20 protein-coding genes and 4 pseudogenes are annotated in these 23,177 nt (G+C 59.6%); 8 read left to right on the forward strand and 16 right to left on the reverse strand.

From position 1 onward, the window contains the following. Nucleotides 1–781 precede the first annotated feature (781 nt). Together AWB69_RS50520 and AWB69_RS42415 are read left to right on the forward strand one after the other, a co-directional pair. Nucleotides 782–913: a hypothetical protein gene (locus tag AWB69_RS50520; protein WP_269447527.1), complete on the forward strand. Its 132-nt coding sequence runs from the start codon at nt 782–784 to the stop codon at nt 911–913. Nucleotides 914–1,134: 221 nt separating this feature from the next. After that, nucleotides 1,135–1,485 (forward strand): hypothetical protein, encoded by a 351-nt coding sequence (locus tag AWB69_RS42415; protein ID WP_062092747.1) that lies wholly within the window; start codon nt 1,135–1,137, stop codon nt 1,483–1,485. Nucleotides 1,486–1,627: 142 nt separating this feature from the next. Here the strand turns inward: AWB69_RS42415 and AWB69_RS42420 are convergent, their stop codons facing one another. The 7 genes and pseudogenes from AWB69_RS42420 to AWB69_RS42450 all read right to left on the reverse strand — a co-directional run bounded on the left by AWB69_RS42420 (nt 1,628) and on the right by AWB69_RS42450 (nt 8,091). After that, nucleotides 1,628–2,359, reverse strand: coding sequence for a DUF2968 domain-containing protein (locus tag AWB69_RS42420; protein WP_082913841.1), 732 nt, complete (start codon nt 2,357–2,359; stop codon nt 1,628–1,630). Nucleotides 2,360–2,425: 66 nt separating this feature from the next. Then, nucleotides 2,426–3,466, reverse strand: coding sequence for a rod shape-determining protein (gene mreB, locus AWB69_RS42425; RefSeq protein ID WP_062092767.1), 1,041 nt, complete (start codon nt 3,464–3,466; stop codon nt 2,426–2,428). Nucleotides 3,467–3,641: 175 nt separating this feature from the next. After that, nucleotides 3,642–4,058: an alanyl-tRNA editing protein gene (locus tag AWB69_RS42430; RefSeq protein ID WP_062092749.1), complete on the reverse strand. Its 417-nt coding sequence runs from the start codon at nt 4,056–4,058 to the stop codon at nt 3,642–3,644. A 13-nt stretch (nt 4,059–4,071) separates the two neighbouring features. Next, nucleotides 4,072–4,875 (reverse strand): annotated as a pseudogene (locus AWB69_RS42435) (threonine aldolase family protein); the annotation flags it as partial. Nucleotides 4,876–5,096: 221 nt separating this feature from the next. Further along, nucleotides 5,097–5,558 (reverse strand): annotated as a pseudogene (locus AWB69_RS42440) (helix-turn-helix transcriptional regulator); the annotation flags it as partial. A 162-nt stretch (nt 5,559–5,720) separates the two neighbouring features. Further along, nucleotides 5,721–7,031: an MFS transporter gene (locus tag AWB69_RS42445; RefSeq protein WP_197500462.1), complete on the reverse strand. Its 1,311-nt coding sequence runs from the start codon at nt 7,029–7,031 to the stop codon at nt 5,721–5,723. A gap of 166 nt (nt 7,032–7,197) precedes the next feature. Then, nucleotides 7,198–8,091, reverse strand: a complete 894-nt coding sequence (locus AWB69_RS42450; RefSeq protein ID WP_062092751.1) for a LysR family transcriptional regulator — start codon at nt 8,089–8,091, stop codon at nt 7,198–7,200. 115 nt (nt 8,092–8,206) lie between these two features. Between AWB69_RS42450 and AWB69_RS42455 the strand changes: the two genes are divergently transcribed. After that, nucleotides 8,207–9,031, forward strand: a complete 825-nt coding sequence (locus AWB69_RS42455) for an SDR family oxidoreductase (protein ID WP_062092752.1) — start codon at nt 8,207–8,209, stop codon at nt 9,029–9,031. 298 nt (nt 9,032–9,329) lie between these two features. On the opposite strand, the gene AWB69_RS42460 is transcribed toward AWB69_RS42455, so the two are convergent. Both AWB69_RS42460 and AWB69_RS42465 read right to left on the reverse strand, forming a co-directional pair. Beyond that, the gene (locus AWB69_RS42460; RefSeq protein WP_062092753.1) at nt 9,330–9,758 is read right to left on the reverse strand and encodes a YciI family protein; all 429 of its coding nucleotides are present in this window, start codon (nt 9,756–9,758) and stop codon (nt 9,330–9,332) included. Between the two features lie 157 nt (nt 9,759–9,915). Then, nucleotides 9,916–11,109, reverse strand: coding sequence for a GGDEF domain-containing protein (locus tag AWB69_RS42465; protein ID WP_062092754.1), 1,194 nt, complete (start codon nt 11,107–11,109; stop codon nt 9,916–9,918). Nucleotides 11,110–11,473: 364 nt separating this feature from the next. Here AWB69_RS42465 and AWB69_RS42470 point away from each other — a divergent pair, with 364 nt between their 5' ends. The 3 genes and pseudogenes from AWB69_RS42470 to AWB69_RS50080 all read left to right on the forward strand — a co-directional run. After that, entirely contained in the window at nt 11,474–12,355 is an 882-nt protein-coding gene (locus tag AWB69_RS42470) for an MBL fold metallo-hydrolase (protein WP_197500463.1), read from the forward strand. 356 nt (nt 12,356–12,711) lie between these two features. Beyond that, nucleotides 12,712–13,206 (forward strand): annotated as a pseudogene (locus tag AWB69_RS42475) (hemagglutinin); the annotation flags it as partial. A gap of 126 nt (nt 13,207–13,332) precedes the next feature. Continuing rightward, nucleotides 13,333–13,905 (forward strand): annotated as a pseudogene (locus AWB69_RS50080) (YadA family autotransporter adhesin); the annotation flags it as partial. Between the two features lie 556 nt (nt 13,906–14,461). Here AWB69_RS50080 and AWB69_RS42485 read toward each other — a convergent pair. Further along, entirely contained in the window at nt 14,462–15,490 is a 1,029-nt protein-coding gene (locus tag AWB69_RS42485) for a hypothetical protein (protein ID WP_062092758.1), read from the reverse strand. Nucleotides 15,491–15,857: 367 nt separating this feature from the next. Between AWB69_RS42485 and AWB69_RS42490 the strand changes: the two genes are divergently transcribed. After that, the gene (locus AWB69_RS42490; RefSeq protein ID WP_062092759.1) at nt 15,858–16,526 is read left to right on the forward strand and encodes a glutathione S-transferase family protein; all 669 of its coding nucleotides are present in this window, start codon (nt 15,858–15,860) and stop codon (nt 16,524–16,526) included. 417 nt (nt 16,527–16,943) lie between these two features. Here the strand turns inward: AWB69_RS42490 and AWB69_RS42500 are convergent, their stop codons facing one another. Beyond that, nucleotides 16,944–17,543, reverse strand: coding sequence for an NADPH-dependent F420 reductase (locus tag AWB69_RS42500; protein WP_062092761.1), 600 nt, complete (start codon nt 17,541–17,543; stop codon nt 16,944–16,946). A gap of 105 nt (nt 17,544–17,648) precedes the next feature. Further along, nucleotides 17,649–18,383: an SDR family NAD(P)-dependent oxidoreductase gene (locus AWB69_RS42505; RefSeq protein ID WP_062092762.1), complete on the reverse strand. Its 735-nt coding sequence runs from the start codon at nt 18,381–18,383 to the stop codon at nt 17,649–17,651. Nucleotides 18,384–18,513: 130 nt separating this feature from the next. Here AWB69_RS42505 and AWB69_RS42510 point away from each other — a divergent pair, with 130 nt between their 5' ends. After that, nucleotides 18,514–19,125, forward strand: a complete 612-nt coding sequence (locus AWB69_RS42510) for a TetR/AcrR family transcriptional regulator (RefSeq protein WP_062092763.1) — start codon at nt 18,514–18,516, stop codon at nt 19,123–19,125. Here the strand turns inward: AWB69_RS42510 and AWB69_RS42515 are convergent. The 4 genes from AWB69_RS42515 to AWB69_RS42525 all read right to left on the reverse strand — a co-directional run bounded on the left by AWB69_RS42515 (nt 19,122) and on the right by AWB69_RS42525 (nt 22,729). Continuing rightward, the gene (locus AWB69_RS42515; protein ID WP_156529178.1) at nt 19,122–19,706 is read right to left on the reverse strand and encodes a contact-dependent growth inhibition system immunity protein; all 585 of its coding nucleotides are present in this window, start codon (nt 19,704–19,706) and stop codon (nt 19,122–19,124) included. The two genes, AWB69_RS42510 and AWB69_RS42515, sit on opposite strands and share 4 nt — an antisense overlap. A gap of 19 nt (nt 19,707–19,725) precedes the next feature. Continuing rightward, a complete protein-coding gene (locus AWB69_RS50085; RefSeq protein ID WP_075644095.1) occupies nt 19,726–19,938 on the reverse strand; it encodes a GDCCVxC domain-containing (seleno)protein in 213 nt (70 codons plus the stop codon). Between the two features lie 44 nt (nt 19,939–19,982). Then, nucleotides 19,983–20,600, reverse strand: coding sequence for a class I SAM-dependent methyltransferase (locus AWB69_RS42520; protein ID WP_062092765.1), 618 nt, complete (start codon nt 20,598–20,600; stop codon nt 19,983–19,985). Nucleotides 20,601–21,079: 479 nt separating this feature from the next. Then, nucleotides 21,080–22,729, reverse strand: a complete 1,650-nt coding sequence (locus AWB69_RS42525) for an alkaline phosphatase family protein (RefSeq protein WP_062092766.1) — start codon at nt 22,727–22,729, stop codon at nt 21,080–21,082. Between the last annotated feature and the right edge of the window lie 448 nt (nt 22,730–23,177).

Below are 23,177 nucleotides of genomic sequence, written 5' to 3' on the forward strand. Positions count from 1 at the left end.
CGAGATGTATCGGGTCCGGGCACGACCCTGATATTACGCGCTATCGTCAAAGGCGAGACTTCGTCGGTCATGGTCAAGTTGGTTTCTATGCACCCCCGGCAGTAGAAGCGTGGGTTTCTCACGCTTCCGAGCAAGCCCGCTTTCACTGTAAGGGTCTAACACGTTCTCATTGACCGACGCACCCTCTCGGTCGCAGATTGTCGTCAATTTTGACGCGTCCGTCGAATGATGATCATGGCCGGTTGGCGTCCTTGGGGTTGGCGCTGCCCGGAACACCGACACACGGTTCATTGCGGCGGACGCACGATCTGGCTAAGCCCCGACGGAGAAATTCGAAACTCTTTCGTTTTTGGCACTGAGGGACAGCACATTGAGTCTCCAGGGCCGAAGGATAGACCGGTTACCTCAATCACCCCTTGCGAGATTGTCGTACTGGTATCCGAAAGGTCGCCCTTTCCTCCCACTTCCAAGGGCTGCGTCGTCCGACCGTCAGAAAGCGCGACCATGTAACGAACCCAGTTGTTCGAGCACGTTCCAGGTTTCGCTCGCAAACTAAATCCAGCGCACGCGCCTTCTGCGGTGTAGATTGCGACCGTCGTGCCTTCTACAGCGGTCACTCTGCGCGCCTCACGGTACTCAACTGCCCGCAGACTAGCGATATGGTGACGAATCGCGTTTTCGACTTGGACGGGTGTAGTAGGGCCGCCGTCAGCATGCGCGCCGATCGGGAGCAATACGACGAGCGAGGTTAGAGCAAGAAGTGTCATTGCGAGCGTTCCGTATGGATCACGGTTTGGTGAAGGACGTCGCGTCGATCGCAACCCATGGCCCATGCACCGCCTGCGCCAGTTCGACCAAGGCCCCTGAAGCCGACATTCGCGAGGACAGCGACGAGTTCGCCAACGGCCACTAGCGTCTTGTGCGGGCTATTTTGGAAACCCTACAAACGGTGGCAACCTGACCGGCAACTTCGTGCTTGGCAACCGGCGCTTTCCGTGCGAACCTTCGCGACGCGAACCAGCGGTTTTACTACGAGCCTCGCCGCTTTTTTTGCGTTGCACTTGCCACCGCCAAGAATTGATCGGGTGCAGTGTACGGGAAGCGTTTCAATCTACCCCCACAACAAGAATTCGAATGGTCCGCTCCCCCTGCCGTAGCCTACTCGCCATCAGCCTCGTATTCTTTACCGTCACGACCGACGTACATGCCCGTCAAACCAATCCTGCGGATCTCGCCCAGGCGCGGCGACTGGTCGGCCAGAGCCGCCAGCTACTCAGAGACGCACACCGGCGAGATCCGCATGGATTCGGTGGTCACGAAGCAAAGGCCGCCGAACTGCTCAGACGTGCCGCGCTCCAGCTTAACGAAGCCCACACCTTCAGGATCTACAACGCTGACAGGCCATCGCACCCGGCCCATCGAGCGACTCGACGCTCGGGCCACCATCTCATCTCCAAAGGCGTGCAGCAACGTATGTCGGGGTAACTATTCTACGGGGGATCGTAGTGTCGAGTCGCGCGCAAATCCCGATGCTCGACACTAACAAATCCGCGCCGCCCTTGATCGCTATTTGCACCACTACCCGGACGTCCGCGCAACCGGCGAAAAGCTTCAATCAACGAAACGCTCACGGCGTCTTGAGATGCTTGGGATGCCTACGGGAGCGCGCCAAATGTTCGGGCGGTAGACCTGCATCGGACAAGTCTTGCAACGCCACCAACTGGCGCTTCACCTGAACGAGCTTGTGCTGCGCATCCTGATTGTCGGACTCGAGCTGTGTCACCTGAGCGGCGACCTGTGCCTGTCTTGTCGAGACTTCTTCTTGCTGAGCTTGCGCGTTGTCGAAATCGATCCGAAGTTGCTCGATCCGAAGCTGTGCCTGTACCAGCGAGCGCTGAGTCGCTGCGTTTTCCGCCTCCAGTTCGGTCTGGCGGCGCTGTGCATCCGAAAGGTTGATGGTTCGCGCGACAAAGTCCGTGTACACGGCCTCCGCACGTTTTCTATTTGACGTTTCAATCACACGCCAGTAGGTGCCATTCTGTAAAAGTGCAGCGTAGTAAGTCAGCCCGTCGGCAAAGAACGAAAGCTCAGCCCTGTAGACACCTGCCGTCGTTGAACGAAGTGACGTGATCTTTCCCTGCGCCGTGCTTTGGGCCAGTTGCGCGGCTGCGCCCTCGGGAAGTTGAGCGGGTGATGCCGGCGGGGGCGCGACAAGTGACGGCTCAGTCCCCCCTTGCTGCATTGCCAAGGCGTCACTTGCACCAGAACCTGAGCCTTGAGCGTGGGCAACCGAAATAATTTGAACTCCAATTACGATCGTCGTCTTGAGTAGCGTCGCTTTCATTTTTATTTGTCGCATGTATGGTCTACCTCGAGCTGAAAAACGTCAGCCGACGTTGCCGCGGCCGAAAAACCCACATTTATGTTATTGGAAGAAATGCGCTTCGAGCGTTTCAATGGCCATGGCTGCGCCACGTACTACGCAGGTCATGGGTTCCTCCGCCACGACCACGGGCAGTCCTGTTTCCTCGTGAAGCCTGTCATCGAGACCATCCAGTAAAGCACCTCCTCCCGTTAGCATGAGCCCCGCGCCAGCAATATCCGACGCCAACTCCGGCGGCATGCTCTCCAACGTGCTCTTGAGCAAAGATACGATATGCGCCAGCGGATCAGCCAACGCCTCGAACACTTCGTGGCTCGACAAAGTCAATGTCCGGGGCACACCTTCCGACAAGTTTCGTCCTGTGATGTCGATATACAGTTCGTTCTTCCGTGGAACTGCACACCCGATCATTTGCTTTACCCGTTGCGCCGTGTGCTCGCCGATCAGTAGTCCGTGCTTGCGTCGAACATAGTTGATGATTGCATCGTCGAACGCGTTTCCGCCTACGCGAGCGGACGACCAGCACACGACATTGCCTAGTGCGATGACGCCTATGTCGGTCGTGCCCGCACCGACATCGACGACCATGCATCCCATCGCAGCGGCGACTGTCAGCCCTGCTCCTAGCGCAGCGGCTAATGGCCTCTCGAACAGAGCCACGTTTGATGCGCCCGCTCCCTGCACTGCTTCCCTGAACGCACGACGCTCGACCTGTGTTGCGCCGCTTGGCACCGTGATGGTGATCCGGGGAGCACCTGACAGGCGCCGGCCCTTATCGGCCCGGCCGACGAAATGCTGAATCATCTGTCGGCTGGCCGAAAAGTCCGAAATTACTCCGCCTTTGATCGGGCAAATCGCCTCTATGTGTCGAGGCAGCCGCCCTAACATGCTTCGCGCCTCATTGCCGACCGATTGGGTCGGACGGGCGCCTGCTACGAGTGGATCGGGCTGACGAATGCAGATGACAGACGCCTCGTTAAGCACCACGCCTGTGCCGCGCACATGAATGCGCGTATTCGCGGTCCCGACGTCGAGCGCAATCTCGGTGGGAAACAAATGCAACAATCGGGCAAGCTTAGACACGAACACGCCGTATTCCAGCCAAAATATCAATCCCCTGCGAACATCTGGTGTTCAGACCGACCATTCTTGACTAGCCCCCTAATGACTTGCTTCCCGAGTACGTCTTATCGGCACGTTTCCGCAATTCTTTAGAATTATGTGACGAATACTGAAACAATACATATTCAGTGCAACGCTATCGTCCGAACTCACATGCGGCGTGCCGCGTCGCGATCCAGGCAGGCTCGGCATCTTCCGCTTCTCCTTTGCGGCAGGTGCGGGCTTCGCCCGGCAACGCAATCAGGGAGAGCAAGGCACGGGTAGTTGGCCAGGAAGGCCGTGGCGCTGCGATTTTGCACCCCGCTGGACGCCCCCATGCGCAGGCGATAGAGGCGTACTGCACTGTTCGTATATACATGTCACCGACCTGAATGACCCGAATCACGTTCGCCTCGCCGATTGTGCCGACGTCCGACGGCTGCCCTCCACCTTGGGGATAAAAAAGCGTTGCCGACAATACAACGTCGAAATTACTATCCGGCGTTCGGGTACCCCCGACCACGTCGACATTCATGTCCAGATCGTCACGGTGCAGATAGAGTCGTCGCGTCATGTAACGTCTCCTGCTATTGATTGCAGGATTGACGGGCGGCGACGGCGTGCGTCACATGCGCCAGCAGGTTGTCGAGATCCTCAAGCGTGGTAGAGAAGGAGGTCACGAATCGGACAACGTTTTGTTCCCAACGATCGTGATAGAACCCGAATCCCGCCTGCAGCAGCGATTGGATGGCCATGGAAGGCAATCGGCAAAAGACGATGTTGGCCCCAGTCGCGCCGAGCACCTCGACGTTGCCCAACCCCGCGAGCCCTTGGCTCAAACGCTGAGCGGCGTCGTTGGCCTGGCGTGCGTTGCGCAACCAGAGATCGTCGGTCAAATACGCGTCGATCTGCGCCGAAAGAAAGCGCATCTTCGAGAACAAATGGCCAGCACGCTTGCGCCGGTAGCCCATTTCGGGCGCAAGGGATGCATCGAACAGCACGATCGCTTCCGCTGCGAACACACCGTTCTTGGTCGCGCCGAACGACAAGGCATCGACCCCGGCCTTCCATGTCATCTCTGCAGGCGAACAGCCGAGGGACACCAGCGCATTGGCGATTCGCGAGCCATCCATATGAAGCTTGATGGAGGATGCCTTACAGATGTCCCCCAGCGCTTCGATCTCGGCCAGCGTGTACACGCCGCCTTCTTCCGTCGCCTGCGTGATGCTCGCGCACGACGGCTGCGTCGAATGTACGTCGCCCACTTTCACGCGAGCCGCGCTATGAAGACTTGCGGGGTCTATCTTGGCAGACTGCCCGTCCACGGCGACCAGCTTCGCGCCATTCGTGTACCACGCGGGCGCGCCGCATTCGTCGTTGTTGATATGGCTCCGATGTTATCGCTCGTGAAACCCAGAGCCGGCGCCCTGGGACCGTGTGATCGATTGCTACTGTCCATTGTCCTGTCCTCAACTCGGCGGGAGGAGAACTTCCCCCCGGATTGGCGCATCCTATGTCGAGTGAGGCCGCCAGACTTGTAAAAAATTGATCAGTTGCCCAGCCACGGGGCGAGATAGCGCTGAACCTCGTGCTCCGCCGCCAACTGCACGGTTTACGCTCTGTAGCACGACGGCGCGACGCCGTATGCCTGCCGGAAAGCGCGATTGAAGTGGCTTTGATCGTAGAACCCGACCTCCTGAGCGACTGTCGCGATCGCCTGCGAGCCTCGCGACAAAAGCGCACAAGCCCGCTCGAGACGAAGACGGAGCAACCACGCGTGGGGCGTCATGCGGATGGTCTGCTTGAATTGCTTGAGGAACTGGAACCTGCCGAGTGAGCACAGCCCGGCCAGTTCATCGAGCGTGATCTTGTCGCTGAGATGACCGAAGCAGTAGTCTCTGACGCGTTGCCACTGAATACGCGAGAGCGAGCCTTGGACTGCTTCAGGCACGATCGCGCGCGATTGACTCAACAGGCGTTCCAGCAACGTGAGCCATTCCGTCTGCATCTCAAGACTGCTCGCTGCGTTGCACCATCGCATCTCATTGTGCAAGCGCAGAAGATGGCCGGCGAGGGGAACGCGTTCAAACTTACCTGGGGCACTCAACACGCCGGCGACATAAATGGAGCCGGGCACGCAAACACCGCGCGCCGCACCCTATATCCGCAGCGCAGCTAGCACCGTCGAAGGACTGCCTTAACGGGATGGTGAAGCGCGCGAAGAGACTGGTCGAGATCAGTACACCTTGGCGCTTTCGGTGCGTGCTATCAATGCCAGTCCGATAACTGCTATACCCGCGAAGAGCGCCGGCAGCAGGAAGACATTGGGAAGGGCCAGGAATGAGACCCCGAAACCGCCCGCGACGCCTCCTAACGCCGAGGCGAGAGCCGTCGAGCTCATGAAGATTGCCGACGCCGTCCCTACCGCGTTGGGAAGCAGGCGTTGAGCGACGATGATGCCCAGAACCATAAATATGCCCCAAACACCACCCATGAGGATCTGTCCGGCGAACATGCCGGCCGCGGACGACCAGAGCGCAAAGCAAAGATTGGCAAACACCGCGATGGCGGCCGCGATACACATCAACCACACGTTGCCAAGCTTGCGGCCCAGCCCGATGCTGAAGGGCATGATGAGTAGCTCGATGAATGGCTGTATGCCGATGACCGCTCCCCGTACGGCCGGACTTAGCTTGAGGTGTTCTTCCATGTAGATCAGCAGGAATCCGTACTTCACCGGCTCCCCTGCATAGACCAGGACGAAGAGTCCTGTGAACGTCAGCAGTGGAAGCATGGCGCGTAGGCTGGAGTGACGCGCGGGCTCGCTCGCCGACTCCGGCTTGAGCTTGACGGTTGGGTTCAGCGTTCCGAGAGGTGCGATCTGCAGAAGCATGCAGATGGCGGTCATCCAAAGCATGGGGCGCAGGCCATAGGCAGCCGCCACCCACGCTCCCAGGACAGGCCCAACGATCCATCCGCCGGTAAGCGCCATACGGATGATGGCAACGACACTTTCATTTGCGTCGTCGGGATTGTTGCTGAGCTCATCGTGGACGGTCGCAAAAATTTGCGAGGTGGCAGCACCGGAAACGGCCAGCAAGACGACGGCGATGATGAAGGGCATCCAGACCGACGTGGAGAGGGCCAGCCCCGCCCAGCCCACAAAGCCGGCCGCAGCACACAGGCGAAAAAGCCCGAGGCGATTCCCTGTGCGATCGGAGTAGCGGCCGACGAAATACCCCGCGACTGGCGCTGCAAGGCTGGTCAGGTAATAGAATCCCGCCAACGGCAGCGAGGCGCCGAGTTCCTTCACCAGGAACAGAACGATCTGTGGTGCAGCCGCTGACGCGCCGAGACCCGACAGAAACATCGCAATGGTTGCGCCGAGAAAGAGCCTCGAAGCTGCAACTTGACGCAATGCAGATTGACTACCGGTTCGGTCAGACAGCGCGACGGGTTGACTACCGCTTTGGTCAGACATCGTGGAACGAACCCCCTGGTCATGTTCCTGAACTTGTTCGGCAGCGACGGTCCGCTGGGCGGGCACGCTGAAGATTATCGCAACCGCTTCTCGATTGCTATGGCCAGGTCGAGCGGGTCACTTCCGCATTGCCGAAACAACGGGCTGAGGCTTGAAATTGGAAACGCCCGACGGGCCTGACTCAGGGCGTGAAGCGGTCGGTCAGGGTTCTCGACACGGACATTCACATGCGTTAATGATTTACCTCCCTAAGCACGTCTATGAACGCCCGCAGACCAGCAGGCACGTGGCGATGCCCAGGATAGTACAAGCAGAGCCCCGGGACGAACGGACACCAGTCTTCAAGCACGGTAACCAGCCGGCCGTCGTCCAGCCAATCACGGGCCGTGGACTCCGGCACATACGCAAGGCCCAGACCATCGGACGCTGCCTCAACCATCAGGCCGTTGTGATCCAGCGTAAGTACGCCGGGAACATCGACGGCCACTTCCTGCCCGTGCTTGCGGAACTCCCAGCGGTACCGCTTGCCGCTCGGCAGCCGCTGGCGAATGCAGTCGTGGTGACGAAGGTCGTCGGGCGTGGTGAGGGGTGTTCGTCCCGCGAGATACGAGGGCGCTGCAACGACTACGAAGCGAAGATCATCGCTGATGCGCACCGCTACCATGTCGCGCGGGATCGACTCGCCAAGCCGAACACCGGCATCGAAACCTTGCTCGACAATATCGACGAGCCGTCCCTCCGCGACCAGATCGAGGGCCATGCCGGGGAAGCGCTTCAGAAAATGCGGCACCACCGTTTTCAACAACAGCCGCGCCGCACTCTCATTGGCATTGATCCTGAGCGTGCCGCTTGGATTGCCGCGCGCATCGGCGACGGCATCCAGTGCCTCGTCAAGGTCGCGGAGCACGGGCGCAAGCCTCGCGAGCAATGCTTCGCCGGCTTCTGTCGGCGCTACGCTGCGCGTCGTGCGATTGAGCAGGCGCACGCCCAACTCACGCTCCAATGCGAGCATGGCGTGGCTTAGCGAGGAGCGTGAAACGCCGAGTGCATCGGCGGCACGACGAAAACTCCGATGTGCTGCGACGGCGGAAAACGCGGTGAGATCGGCAAGTGTCGGCTTGGTCATTGGTGGCGAATTTTCACGGGGTCATACGCACTATAGAGGCTTCTCTGACCAATGACAGGAACCTAGACTGGTAATCAGGCAATGCCATTTGATCCACTCTACGGAGAGACACACCATGATGAAGACCTGGCTTATCACCGGCACGTCGTCGGGCCTCGGTCGCTTACTCGCCGAGCGCCTGCTGCAACGCGGCGACCGGGTCGTCGCAACGCTGCGGCGCGAGGGGGCGCTCGATGAGTTGAAGACGCAGTACGACGGCCGGTTGCATGTGCTGACACTCGATGTCACCGACACGCGCGCGGTGCACACGAATATCGCAGCCGCATTCGAAACGATGGGCCGTATCGACGTGGTCGTGAACAATGCGGGCTACGGGTTATTCGGCGCGGCCGAGGAGGTGACAGACCACCAGATCGACCGGCAGATCGCCACCAATCTCACCGGATCGATTCAGGTCATCCGCGCCGCGCTGCCTCACCTGCGCCGCCAGGGCGGCGGCCGGATCGTCCAGGTTTCGTCCGAAGGCGGACAGATCGCTTATCCGAATTTCAGCCTCTATCACGCTACGAAATGGGGCATCGAAGGTTTTGTCGAGTCAGTGGCGAAGGAGGTGGCGCCATTCGGCATCGACTTCATGATCGTGGAGCCGGGGCCGACCAGCACGCAGTTCGGTGCCGGTCTCGATCACGCGGTGCCGATGCCCGAGTACGACGACACGCCGGCGGCCGACGTCAGGCGGGCGATTGCGTCCAACAGCTTTGCAATTCGGGGCGATGCCGGCAAGACGGTCGCCGCAATGATCGTCGCGGCGGACTCGGCACATCCGCCGTTACGCCTGACGCTTGGCGGCGGTGCCTACGACTCGATCAGCGCTGCGTTGGCTGAGCGCCTGAGGAAGCTCGAAGCACAGAAGGACATCGCGTTTTCAGCCGACACGTAAGCTAAGCGGACCGGAGCCGGGGGCATGCTGAGGCAATGGCCGTATATTGTTGGCCACCCGGTCTTGGTCGCACTCGCACCAACTTTGAACGAGCGCAGTCGGCCGCCTTTGATCGGTTGGCACCGGGTAGAAGTCGACCCACAAGGGACAGCCGAATCGACCGATAGCGGACGCTCAGTCGGGTGGTCATCCTACCCCTCACAGGCCCCTGCACGGTGTCAGGAAGCCTGCCTCAAGTCTCGGACAGCCGGGTTTGGGCTGCCTTCGCGTACCCCGCAGACTAATGCGGTGAAAATTGTCAGCGCGTCTGCCCGTCAATCTGCTGCCGTAGACGCTTTTCCTGGTCTTGAAGCTCAGGCGTAAAGGCCTCACCAAAGTCTGCCGGCTCAAAGAAGGGCCGAATTTCAATGTCTGAATCACTTACCATCGGATTCGGACAGCGCTTTACCCATTCAATCGCTTCGTCCATCGATTGAACTTGCCAGAGCCAGTACCCGGCGATCAATTCCTTGGTCTCGGCAAATGGGCCGTCAACGACGGTTCGATCCTTCCCTGAAAACCTCACGCGTACGCCTGCCGAACTCGGCTTCAGTCCGTCGCCGCCTTGCATGATCCCAGCCTTCACCAGTTCCTCGTTATATTTGCCCATCGCCGTGATGAGCTCCATGCTTGGCATTTGCCCGGCTTCGGATTCGGGGCTTGCCTTGACGATGACCATTACACGCATTTGGGTTCCTCCTTTGAAGACGATAGTGCTCGGAGGCAAAGGCGCCTCCTGTGACTACGACGAATGATCGTGGGAGAAATCGACATGCGCAAGACACGACTTCGCGGTTTTTTCAGAACGCGGTGAACGTAGTCATGCATTGCCCGCCTTCGGACGATCACGCGATATCAAGCTCGGGGGCATTCCGCGTCTGACCTAACGGCTCCGTGACCACGCGGTTCCTTCCCGCGCGCTTCGCCGCATAGAGCAGGTGATCGGCGCGCGCCAGCATTACCCCGACCGCCTCGCCAGGCCGATACCGGGCAATGCCGGCACTCGTCGTAACGCACAGCGCAGCCTCGATTTCATTGAAGCGTGAAGACTCCAGCACGGTGCGCAAGCGCTCGGCGATCTGATACGCGAATTTGTCGTCAGCGCCCGGCAGCAGAAGCACGAACTCCTCGCCGCCGATGCGCGCCGCCACGTCCTTCTCGCGCACCGCGGCGCGCAGGATTGCGGCGAACTGGCGCAGCACCGCGTCGCCGGCCGCATGCCCGTAACGGTCGTTGATGGATTTGAAGTTGTCGATGTCGAAAGCGATCAGCGCGAGCGGATAGTTTCGCTTGTCCGCGACGCGGCGGCCCGCCATGCGTTCAAACGCGCGCCGATTCAACGTTTCGGTGAGCGAGTCGAGATCGCGTTCGAGAGTCAGCCGGTCGATCACGTCCGACATCGCGGCCGCCAGCAGCACGAGCCCCAACACAGCGCCCATCAGGGCGAGCGACAACTGCAGCAAGACCCAGAAAATGGTTCCCGCGAACGGCGCAGTGCTATGCGGCAAGGGTTGGATCGTAGTGAGCGGCGTCCTGATGAAAAAACTGACGCCGAAGATCAGCAGCACCCAGAGAAGAACGTGGTTGACGGTGCGGCCATTGCAGCGTTTCCTGAAACGGACCGCGGTAAACGCCATCAACAGCCCGGCGCTGAGATTCAGGATGTAGACGCGCACGAGTAGGTTCGACGTCACGAAGGAGAAGTAATACATGCCGCCCAACACCAGCGCGAACATCGACGCATGCGTCGCTAGCCGCAAGTGAAGCCCTGCCCTGCGCAAAACACCTTCCGCTAACAGTTGAATGCTTAACACATAAAACGTTGCCGATATAAGCGCGTTCAATCGCCATTCATCCGGCAGGTGACAGATCTGCACTGCCGAGCCGAGTGCGAAAGCAACAAATGAGGCGGCGAGAAAGCGCAGATAGCGCAGTCGTCTATCGTAGAGCCATGCACAGGCAAAACCGAGCGAAAAGACGGCCGTGATACCCGGGATGATCAATTGAACGAGTTGATTGGGCGTTATCTGAGCGGGCATGTGGCTCGTTCTCTGCTGCCGGCCACGAAATCGCCGGGCCTATGGGGTTGGCGGTTCTCAGGGCGTGTATCGTCAGCCGCCATTGACGACTTTTTTAAAAATGGACGTGGCACCCGATATAGTCAGAGGATTGTACGCTTGCTGAGTGGGAGCCCTCGGGCAAGGCGATGGTGTCGCATCTGGTCCCGAGTTCGGAACTTGATGGGCGCAGGATTGCCAGCGGGCATTCAAACGACCATGGCGGTGCTTGTATGGTATCGGCGTCAGCAAGAACCACGCTGCTGGTGGAGCGAATCCAGAACGCGTGTTGTCGCGAGGGCAAACTAAACGCACCTCAGTTCTCAATCGCGCAAAGATGCTATCTTTGAACCGTCTACCCAATATCAGCCGGGAGAGCGCTATGGCGGAGGACAAAGATGATGTCGACGATCATTGGCACGTAAGCGCAGCTTGCTTCAACTGCGGCGCGGTTCGAACGGGCGCTCCCAATCTGTTCATCGAGCAAAACGGCGCTTCGGCGTTTGCTCACCAGCCTGCTAGTGAACAAGAAACAGAAGATGCGTGGCGAGGCGTCCTCATCTGTCCGGTGGCTGCCGTTCGGCCGCCAAAAGGTTTGAAGATGCCCATAGGCCTCTTCCCGCAAGCCTTGGCTCCCGGCGTGTGGAGGCTCGGGTATAACGCCCGCTCTTCGTACGGCGCTCACAGCTACATCACGCTTGCAGGCGGCCTGCGTCTGATGATCGACGGGCCGCGCTGGTCTGGGCACCTCGAGCGCTGGATCGCGGAAGCCGGAGGATTGGATCATATCTTGCTGACCCACCGCGACGATGTCGCGGACGCGGGCATTTATGCTAAGCGCTTTGGCGCCCGCGTCTGGATCCATGCAAACGACGCCGATGGCGCTCCGTTCGTCACTGACGTAATCACGGGTGATCTGGCGCATGAGATGTTGCCGGGCGTTCGGGTCATTCCGATGGCGGGACATACACGAGGAAGCGTCATGTTCCTCATCAACCACGCCCTTTTCTCGGGAGACTCACTGTGTTGGGATTTCCGCAGGCACGCTCTGCATGCCTTTCGAGACGTCTGCTGGTATGACTGGTCCACGCAACTTCGCTCCCTCGAGCGACTCGTTCACGAAAGCTTCAGTGGCGTGTTCGCCGGACATGGCGGAAGTGTCATTCTGGATGCACCGACTATGCAGCGCGAACTGCGAGCGTTTCTCGATACGGTAAAAGCGGACTGAGACTTTCCCGGTAAGTCGATCGCGTGCCCCGTTTAAGGAGCAAATTCCCCGGGCCATTGGTAAGCAGACACGGTTTCCCGATTTTGTTACCTATACCAGTACCACGTGAACGGCGGCTTCCGAGGACGGAGCCGACGTTGGAATGACCATCGGACAGCGAGACGGGATGAACGCTCCTGGCCGAACTGACCCGCATGACGACCGGCCCGGTCCGCCCCCTTTTCCGACCTTCAACTGAGCCACGAGCAGTCGTTAATTTTCGGGGCCACATCGTTTGACAGTGCTTAACAACCACCGCAATCGGCGATTTCAGCAGTGCGACCGGCAACTTCGGCGTTGCCAGCGGCGAAGGCAGCGTGGCATCAGGCTTAGGCAGCAGTGCGTATGGCGCGGGTAGCACCGCGAGCGGCGAAGGGTCCAGCGCTTCAGGTGCTAGCGCCTATGCCGGCGGCAACGTCGCCACCGCTTCGGGAGCCTCATCGGTTGCGCTCGGCGTGTCCGCGACGGCCCAAGGGGGCGGCAGCATCGCCCTCGGCAACGGCGCGGTAGCCGGTCTCGTGGGTGCGGGGACGACCCCGACAAACGACGTTGCGATCGGCTCGGGTTCGGGCGCTACAGCGGGATCATCCATGGCGCTAGGCGCAAACGCCGACGCGACGGCTACCGGCGGGGTGGCCCTGGGCGCGAATTCGATCGCGAATCGCGCGGCTGGGACCTTCGTCGTCCCGATCTCGGGGACCGGCTTCACGACCCTGATGGGCGCAGTATCGGTCGGCTCGTCTGGATCACAGCGCCAGGTTATCAATGTCGCGCCCGGCACGCAGTTAACGGACGCCGTCAACCTCAGTCAATTGGACAGCGCGGTCGTCTCACTGAACCACGCGATCGCCGCGCAAGCAGCCGCTGCGGCGCCTCCGGTCGCAAACCCGGGGACTGGCTCCGGATCAGGCTCGGGATCAGGCTCCGCTCCGACTTTCATCTCTGGCAACCCAACCACATATTCGGCGCCGGTCGCGAGCGGCTCGAATGCCACGTCCGCGGGTAGCGGCAGCGCGGCGTCTGCCGCCAATAGCACGGCCGTGGGAACCGGTGCGTAAGCAGCGGCAGCCAATTCCGTGGCACTGGGGGCGAACTCGGTCGCGTCCACGGCGAATTCAATTTCTGTCGGCTCAGCGGGCAACGAGCGCACGATCGGCAATCTCGCGCCCGGGATCAGCGGGACCGACGCGGTGAACGTCAATCAATTGAACGCCAGTGTCGGTAGCGCGGTGACGCAGGCCAATCAATACACCAACAGCCAGGTACAGAGCGTGCGCAACGATGCCAATGGGGGAACCGCGTCGGCGATCGCCGTGGCGGGCTTGCCGCAACCCAGCGCACCGGGGAAGAGCATGGTGTCTATTGCCAGCAGGTCTATCAAGGACAGACCGGGTACGCCCTCGGCGTATCGACCATCACCGCAAGCGGTCGATGGGTGTACAAGGCATCGTTGACATCCAACAGCCGGGGCGCGACGGGGGGGCGTGGTCGGCGCAGGCTATGAATGGTAGAGATACAACACGTTGGTGCGCCGCGACTGCAACCAGGCCATGAGCGCGGAAAGGCCGATGCCGGGTGAGCAGCAGAACATCCGACGCAGGTTGCAGCACTGACGAGAATGGGGCAGCTTCACTTAGGTAAACGACGCGATTCGAGAGAGCGTACTGCGTGTCCTTCGCCGATCGCGTTAGTTTTACGCGAACCAATTTTCCGCGAACCAAAGTAGCTTCGCCTCTTCAAAAATTCCCAGCCTGTAGACGACGAATGCCTTACGAGCTACAGGCAAGAAAATTGATTGTTGGTCAGGAGGAAAACTGGCACCAGCCACATTCGTAGGCGATGGATAGGTAGCGCCTGTGAAATAGGTAGACGACACTGTTGTCCGATGCTACTTTTTCTATCGATAAGCCCAACCTAAGCCACCTTGGCGGCGTTGAATGCAGATCGTTTCGTCTATACATTTGTAGGTGATCGCACCGACAATGAATCAGAAAAGAGTCGGCCAAGATTGCTGAATCGCTTCCGATGACGATTGTCACGGATTATTTGCCATCGGCTTCGTCCGTTTCATTGGGCATTGTCATTTCCCTCATGTTGCCGGCCTCCACTCGACCGGACCGCGATGCCGCCCTGGGTGACTGGACCGGGGGTGGAGTCCTCGATGACCTGAGACGGCACCACATTGCCCCTTGCCCCCGGTGCGAACGCGAGAATGCGCAGGTTCGGCTCGGCATCAAGGAGCCGCCCGTCCGAGGTGATGGCGATCTTGTTTCCCGGCAAGCCAGAGCCGGTGATTCCCGTGGCTGGACCGCTGATTGTCCGTACCGGCGGCACGTCGCCGTTCGCCTGGGCGGCGAAAATGCTCACCTGGATCTGCGTCATGTCCGAGGTCTGGTTGTAGACGAATAACTCGTCCGTACGCGGATCGAGAGCGATCGTGATGTTGTTCCTTGCAAAAAGTCCGGCCCCCGGCAGCAGGCCGGTTTTGCTACCCGCGAGGCTGCGCAGAAGCGGCGGCGAGGTAATGCTCCGACTCGTGCCAAGCGTGTCGATGATCACCGCCCCTCGTACGTCATAACCCGCAATCAACAGATTGTCGTCGCTGTCAATCGCAATGCTCACGTACTGGACGATATTCGGATCGGTAATGTGAATCGGATTGGTGACTGCCCCAGAGCTGTTGGCGGGAGCGACCAGCACCCCCGCCTCGGAGGGGCGAACGGTCAGGACGAAGTCGTTGAGGTGGGAATCCACCGCGATGCTGAGCAGGTCATTTGTTGTCGTCAACATGAACGACCGACTGGGCGCCTCATTGCCCTCGGCCTTCCGCGGAAAGATGTCGACCGTGCTGCTGGTAAGAAACTGCGCGACGTGAAAAGAGTCCTTCTTGTCGATCACCGTCGCTCCAGCGGTCATGAGGGTGGTGAGCGGCCCTTGCAGCACCTGGCAGGGCTCGGTCGCTCCGTTGGCGCGCAAGGAGTAACCGCGAATCTGATCACCGAGAACGAGGAAGGCGGCGTCGTTGGGGCAGGCGGCGTGCGCCAGTTGGACCCCGAACAGCATACTGACGACGGCGACACATAGCGCGGGTTTCATGACACGCCTCCTTGGTCATATTGTGCGAATGCGCTAATCAAGCATAGACCCCGGGCGGAGGCCGAACGGAGTTCCGGCAGTTGGAACCTGTGTTTTGGCGGGCGATGCGAGGGAACCCCCGTCGATATCGAACGGTAGTCCGGTGTGCTAACGTGTTATGGCCCATGTCGCATATGGATGACCGGTTTTTTAAGCATGATTGGCTCGTTCAGGCCGGCAACGAACGGTCGGAACACCGCTTTGGCTAATCTTTGAGTAAAGAATTAATTCAGGATGTCGATTTAGCTCCATCTCGGACGTCTAGCAGGTGAGCGCTGGGGTTGCGTATCCAGCACTTAACGAGATATCCAGCAAAGGAAAAATCACCATGACCCCTCCACCGACCCCCGTTATCACCGTCTTTGAACGGTCGCCCGATCGCGGCAGGGGATTGGCGCGTGACATGCGTGTTCGCTGGGCGCTTGAAGAAGTGGGCCAAGCTTACGAGGTTCGTCTTGTTTCGTTCGAGGCAATGAAGGAACCCGCGCATCGAGCGCTTCATCCTTTTGGGCAGATTCCGACCTATGAAGAAGGCGCTCTTGCGCTGTTCGAGTCGGGGGCGATCGTGTTTCATATCGCAGAGCACCATGCAGGCCTGTTTCCTGACGATGCGAATGCCCGGGCACGCGCGATCACATGGATGTTTGCCGCGCTCAACACGGTTGAGCCGCCGATCCTCGATCTCCAAACCACCAGGTTCCTGGAGGGCGACAGAACCTGGTACGAGCAGCGCCTGCCTATGGTCGAGGATCGAATCCGTGACCGGCTGGGCGAGCTGTCCGATCGCCTTGGCAACGCCGACTGGCTCGATGGTGCGTTCAGCGCGGGTGACCTGATGATGGTGGCGGTGCTACTCAGGTTGAAAGCATCGGGTCTGCTGGACGAATACTCGAACCTTTCCGCCTACGTTGCCCGCGGCGAAGCGCGGCCCGCCTACAAGCGTGCTTTCGACGCTCAATTGGCGCTTTTCGCTGGCAAGCTACCGACCGGCCGATAAAGGTCAACTCTGCGCCAGACGCCCTCATTGGGCTTCGCCACGGCCTGCGCGGACACCTCGCGGTTATTGTGCCGTGGACACGCATTTGCACCGCACATCGATCCCTGCGAAGTTGAACGTCGGCTACGGAGAAGGCAGTGCTAAACCTCGGCCGTCCGGTGTTGGCCGAACTCTGGCCGATGTCGAATTTTCGTAGTCGACCCCGAGCCGTTATTCGGGTCACCATGTCGGCAACGACCGCTTTCCAATTCCGAACGGACATCCGTCCGCATCACGTCTGCAGTACGGGCGCTCGCGGCCGACGGGTCGCGAGCGGCCATCATGCACTCGCTCAGAAGCACCAACTGAATCTCGGTCAGATCACCAGCACGCGTTTAGCGATGCTCGTGGCCACTGTGACTTTGTCGTGACGCGCCGCTATTTGAACTTGACGAGATCCTTGAAGATGAGTTTACCCCAGGTATTGCCCCTGGCTTGGACGAGCGAGCCGCCATCCTTGAGCGGTCCTAGCGCAATCGGCGCGAAACCGAGTTGTTCGGCCAGAACCGCGACCGGCACCACCGCATTTTCGTCATCACTCGACAAAAACACGACGCGGCTGCCGCCATTCACGCTCGGATCAGCGGCCAGAGCGGCAGCGGGCAGATGGTTAAAGCCCTTTACGAATCTGGCGCCGGCAAACGCCTTGGCGACAACTGCGGACGACGGCTGCCCCTCCAGGTCTTCAATGGGAACACCGAAAGCATTTGTCGTGTCGATGATCGTCTTGCCCTGCCAGGTTGTGATCTGCTTCGCGACTTCGCGATGTTCCCAAAACGGAACCGCCAGGAAGATCGTGTCGGACGCGATTGCATCCTGCAGCGTCCTGGGGACAACGGTGGGGCCGATCGCTTGTGCCTGCTGCATCAACATCTCGGGAGGGCGCCGGCTGGCGACGGTCACATCGATGTTCTTTCTTGCAAACGCTCGGGCGAGTGCCTGACCTACCGCGCCAAAGCCAATAATCGAATAGCTCATGCGAACTCTCCATTCAGTATTGGTAAGGAATCCATATTTACCGGCCCAACTCGGATCATCTTCGTCGAGTCGGCAGGTCCTTCTACACGCTTTTCGGCGCGTTTTTCAGATGGCCGAGAAGCCGCCGTCGACAGACAACTCCACTCCATTCACGAAGCTCGAATCGTCTGAAGCAAGAAACAGCGCGACCGTCGCAATTTCCTCAGGACGACCCATCGTTCCCCGCGGGATCAGGGATTCGAACATCCGCTTCGCTTCCTCGGTGAGAACCTGGTCCTGCATCGGTGTGGCGATCGGCCCCGGGCTCAGCACGTTCACCCGGATATTCCTGCCCTTCAGTTCGTTAAGCCAAGTGCGTGCGAATGAGCGCAATGCCGCCTTGCTCGCCGCATACACGCCATAACCAGGAAAACCCTTCACCGAAGCAACTGACCCGGTCATGAAGATCGATCCGCCATCGTTGAACAGCGGCAACGCCTTCTGAACCGCAAACAGCGTTCCGCGCGTATTCAGACTGAAAGTTGCATCGAAGTGCTGCTCGGTAATCTCGCCCAGAGGGACGGCTTCGCCCGTGCCTGCGCTCGCGAACAGGATGTCGATCTTGCCCTTTTCCCGCTTGACTGTATCGAACAGGCGGTCGAGGTCGTCTAGATTGGCCGCGTCGCCGCGCACGCCGGTCACGTTCCGGCCAATCAGCTTGACGGCTTCGTCGAGCGCCTCCTGCTTCCGGCCCGTGATGAAAACGTAGGCGCCTTCTTCAACGAACCGCTTGGCGCTCGCCAGTGCCATGCCGCTCGATCCGCCCGTGATGACTGCAACCTTACCCTCAAGCTTTCCCATGACATCTCCTTTCGTGGTGTCGTACTGCGCCTCTGTTCCCATTTGCACAAATGTGCTGTATCTTGTGGATCACCGATCCGGATGCAGGCTCATTATATTCGGATCACCGATCCGATTGTCAAGGCAATTTATGCGAGCTGACGCCAGAAAGAATTACAGCCATCTACTTGAGGTCGCGCGCGACGTTGTCACAGAGCATGGTGCCGACGCGTCCATGCGAGATATCGCCCGCCGGGCCAACGTCGGGTTGGCCACACTGTTTCGCCATTTCCCGACGCGAGAAGCCTTGTTCGAAGCGTTGCTGCGCATGAACGTGGACGAACTGATACAGCAGGCAGCCGAACTCGAAACGTCGAATCCACCTGACGAAGCGCTGGTGTCCTGGTTTCGCGAAGGGGTTGCATTCGTTCAAACCTATAGCGGCATTTGCGCCTTGTTTGCGACCGCGCACGCGGACCCGGACTCCGCGCTTCACGCTTCGAGCACAGCGCTGCGTTCAGCGGGCGCGCGGCTACTGCTCCGCGCTCAAGCCGAGGGAACGGCGCGCGCCGATATGGATGGGGTCGACCTGTTCGCCCTGATGTCGGCGTTCGGCTGGCTCGTCGGCCAGCCCGCATTCGCGCCGCGGGGGGATCATCTCTTTCACGTTATTACGAGCGCCATCCTGACAAATCGGCCTGGCAACGATATTCAGGTTTCAGGGAAGCGGTCGTTCGAGTCCACGCGACTTTCGCGCCGCTAGGTACAACGGCCAAATGCAACAATCAGTGCCGCGCCAATTTCGGAAGGACTACTCGTCCCTGGAATGATCACATCCTCGATTCCATCGCCGACAGAGCGACTCCAGCTGTCCAGCTTGTCGTGATGACTTGGAACGAAAACTAGTCGTTCTGCGGACCTTGCGACGCTGCAGCTCTTCATGTTTTTAAAGAGCGCCCGTCTTGTTTTATAGGCAAAACGATCCATCAGCGACTGCACCCACTCCGAGTATCGAGATTCAGCCGTCAGGCTCAAGGCGCTAGCCTCCTTGAGCGACAGGAATCGGCTTTCCGCCAGAGCCCCCTGAATAGCATTGCCTATTTCAACAGCCGAGGCATCCCTTGTTAATAGGCGTTCTGTCGCCATAGGCTCAGCCATTGCTAGTCGATACCCCGACTGAGGCACGATGCAGAGAAACTCTTCAGTCATCTTCGCCGTCAATCGGCTCTTCCAGTTCGGTTCGCTCAGCATATTTACGGATATATTGGCTAATCGCTGCATCGAGCCAGTGTTGGCACCAGCAGATCGCCGATTGTCGAAGATTGTTGTTGAAACGTCGAGCAAGTCGGGATAAACCCGTTAGCTATCTACAGCACCCGCGCTGTCGCTGGATCGGCGGGCACGGTACCGAACCGAACGAACAGAACACACAGCAATCGCCCGATTTCGGGCGCAACAGTGCTTTGCAGTTCGAACACTCGTAGTAGAAGTGGCATGCGTCCGTGGGCATGGTTTCCTGCCTGGCAAATCCGCAGTGAGGGCAAGTCAGTACGGATTCGAGAATGATGGTACTCATCGCGGCTTCACTTCTGCACGGTGGATGCGAATGACCGATTCAAATCAATGCGGTTTAACGCAGTGGCAATAGATGAAATGCTGGATGCGACCTATCGGTGTGACGTGTGCTTCTTCGTCGTGTTCGACCAGCTTGAATTCCGGGCCAAATTCACCGTGCAGGGAATCCGCGTCGTACCGGACTACGGGAAGGCCGCTGCACTCAGCGGGCCCGTCAGGAGCAAAAGTGGCTACGATCACGTGACCGCCCGGCTTGACCGCCCGCACTACCTGATCGACATACGCGCGGCGATCGGCCTGGTCTGTGAGGAAGTGAAACACCGCCCGGTCATGCCAGACATCGAAGAACTGCTGTGGCAAGGGCGCAGAAGTGACATCAGCTTCGAGCCACTGCACGAGCCCGGATTTCTGGCCGAGCCGCAGCCGCGCCACGGCCAGCGCTTCGCCGGAGAGATCCAGCACGGAAAGGTTGCGGTAGCCGTGAGCGATCAGATCGTCGGTCAACCTCGAAGCACCGCCGCCGACATCGATGATCGCCGCATCAGGTCCGATGCCGATTCTTTGAATCAGACCCAGCGACAGCGTCGCGTGCGGCTGATACCAACTCACTTCGGTCGACGATTTCGCCGTGTAGACGTGTTCCCAATGAGTCTTCGATTGCATCGCCTTTCCTGTAAGTTAGGTTCGCCCGGCTTTTAACGCCTACACCTGCATTTTGCACTCAACTTCGATCCGGTGTTTCCGTGCGATTCGGCCGTTTCGTCTTGACGCGATAATAGACAACGGGTAATCACTGGCAGGTTGCTGAAGACGGTCGATTGTCGTCTGAGGAGCGCGCGTGAGCCGGGACTGTGCAACAGTCGGCTGATGCTCCAGGAGGGGAATTCCGTGTGCTGCAGATCTGCTGCAGCAACGGCGGCAAACCATATCTGACGGGCCTTGGCGCCTGTCATTCCCCCTGAGCGTTATTGAAGCGCGAGAAGTCGCGGGACAAGACCCGCCAGGGGCAGCGCTTTCGCTTGCGACCTTCACAAGATGCGGCGCGCGAATAGCCCGCCTGCTGGTTGCAGGAGCGCCCGGCGTGCGCAGCGCAGCCGCATCACGCACGCCGGGAAGCATCGTCAAGCTGACTCGAGCCGAACTCAGTCGTTGCGCTTGATCCCGAGGCCCGGCAGCGGCCGCGTGCCTTCCAGCTGGACCGCGTGCAGCAGGTCCGGGTCGAGGTCGAGCGCGCGCAGGATCGTCGGTGCGACCTGGGTGGTGAAAACGTACCTGTCATCCGTTCGGCCGCCGTGGTGAATGCCGGGGAACGAAACGACGAGACCCAGATGACTGTCGTCGGGCGCATTGCCGCCGTGTTCTTCATCTTTGGCCGTGCTGGATGTGTAGATCACGCCGGGGTTCGGCTGCACGATGATGTCAGGCGTGCGGCCGTTCGACGGATCGCCGAACCAGTCCGCGAGGCGGTCGCCATCCAGGATGTACGCTTGCGGGCCGTCCGCGCAGATGCCCGGTGCGTTGCAGCTAAGGTTCGCCTTCAGCGTCTTCACCACGGCATCCTTCTGGCGCTGATCGCGCAGCCAGATGAGGCCGACGTCGTCGGTCTGCACGAACCCCGTGCCGGAGAGGCCCGAACCGTCGTTCAGGTTGCCCGTTGTCGTATTGTTCTGGCCGAAGTTGCCTTGAGAGTCCAGATAGTTGTTGGTCTCCAGCTGTTTCGTCAGCGTATCGCCGTTCTTGACGAGCTTCGAGTGGTCAGTCGGCGACTGGCCATGCTTGGCCGTCACGATGATGAGGGTCGACGAATAGTAATTGCGCTGTTTCAGCTCCGATACGATGCGCCCGAGCGCGCCGTCGAGATAGGTGATGGCGGCAGCGACCTGCGGCCCCGGTGTGAAGTCCGCATCGAGATAACCGCCGTTATCCGCCACCGGCGACTTCTGTGCGACGCTAAGCGTCTGGAAGTTCGTGCCGAACGCAGTCGGCATTGGAACGGTCGTCTTACCCGTCGAGTCCAGTCCGTCGATCTCGTTGATCAGCGCCTGAACGTGGATGTTGTCGAACACCTCGGTGTGCGTGTAGGTGTCGAGATAGTAGGTACCCGTTTTGGGGTCGATCGAGTTGATCTCGGTACGTGCCAGATCGTCGACGCCCTTGCCGGACGGTCCGTTGACCCAGTCATAGCCCCATGCGTGCTTGTCTGCCCACGCAGTGCGCGAGCCCGGAATGTGTTCCTTGATGACCTCGAACACCGTGTTCGTCTTGATGTAGTTGTGAGGGTAGACAGGCTTACAGGCACCGTTGATCTTCGCATAGGGAATCGCGTCCGGATTGAACGCGCCGCCACCGTCCAGGTGGATCAGCGGTCCGCCGCCCTTTGCATCGATCCCGGTCGTTTCATCGAACACGACGTTCCACCCCTGCGTGCCGGTGCAGGTCGAATCGAGCGGAGCATACAGCGTCCGGTCATATGACACGTCATAGAAGAGGCCCGCGCTCTTCGGGGAGCCACCCGTCACCAGTGCCGTAAGACCGGGGAACGAATCCGACAGGTGAGGTGTGTGGGCGTTCGTGAAGGTCACGCCCGATTTAGCCAGCAACGCGAGGTTGGGGCAGGCGTTGCTACCGATGCAGCGGGCAACGTCCTGTTCATGCAAACCGTCGAAACTGATGAGCAATACGTGCTTCACGTCGTCCGCTCGCGCAGGCATCGCATGCAAGCCGGAGAAAGCAAGCGCCACGGCGCCGAAGAATGCGCCGGCACGGTACCGCGTTCGAGTTTCCTTGATCATTATTCACCTCATTGACGGGAGTTGGACAGGAAGCCAGACATCGCGCCACGCGAAGAGAACGGCTCGCTCTTTCACCGCGCGCGGGTTTGCTTACACGACGAAAACGCAGGTTTGGCGATCGACCGCTTATTACAGAGAATTACAAGAAACATAGACGCCGAGTGTGACGAGAAAACGGCGCGCACATGTCACAGTCGAGTCGATTAGATGAATGACATAGAAGACGTGTATTCACACGATATAAGGCGGACCGGGAGCCCGATCTGCGAAGGGCTGCTGTTTGACGCGAAACTGGCGTTGGGATGTCATCCCAAGCACCTCGGCGACCTGCCGAATCTGGCCGCCCGCGGTCCGATGTCGAACAGCAGAAGTCGACCCAATATAGATAGTCCGTCCCGCTTTCATCGATACTGATGGCACTGGCAGCGAGCTGCCAGTCGAGGCGGGA

The sequence above is a fragment of the Caballeronia udeis genome (assembly GCF_001544555.2).
Taxonomy (GTDB): domain Bacteria; phylum Pseudomonadota; class Gammaproteobacteria; order Burkholderiales; family Burkholderiaceae; genus Caballeronia; species Caballeronia udeis.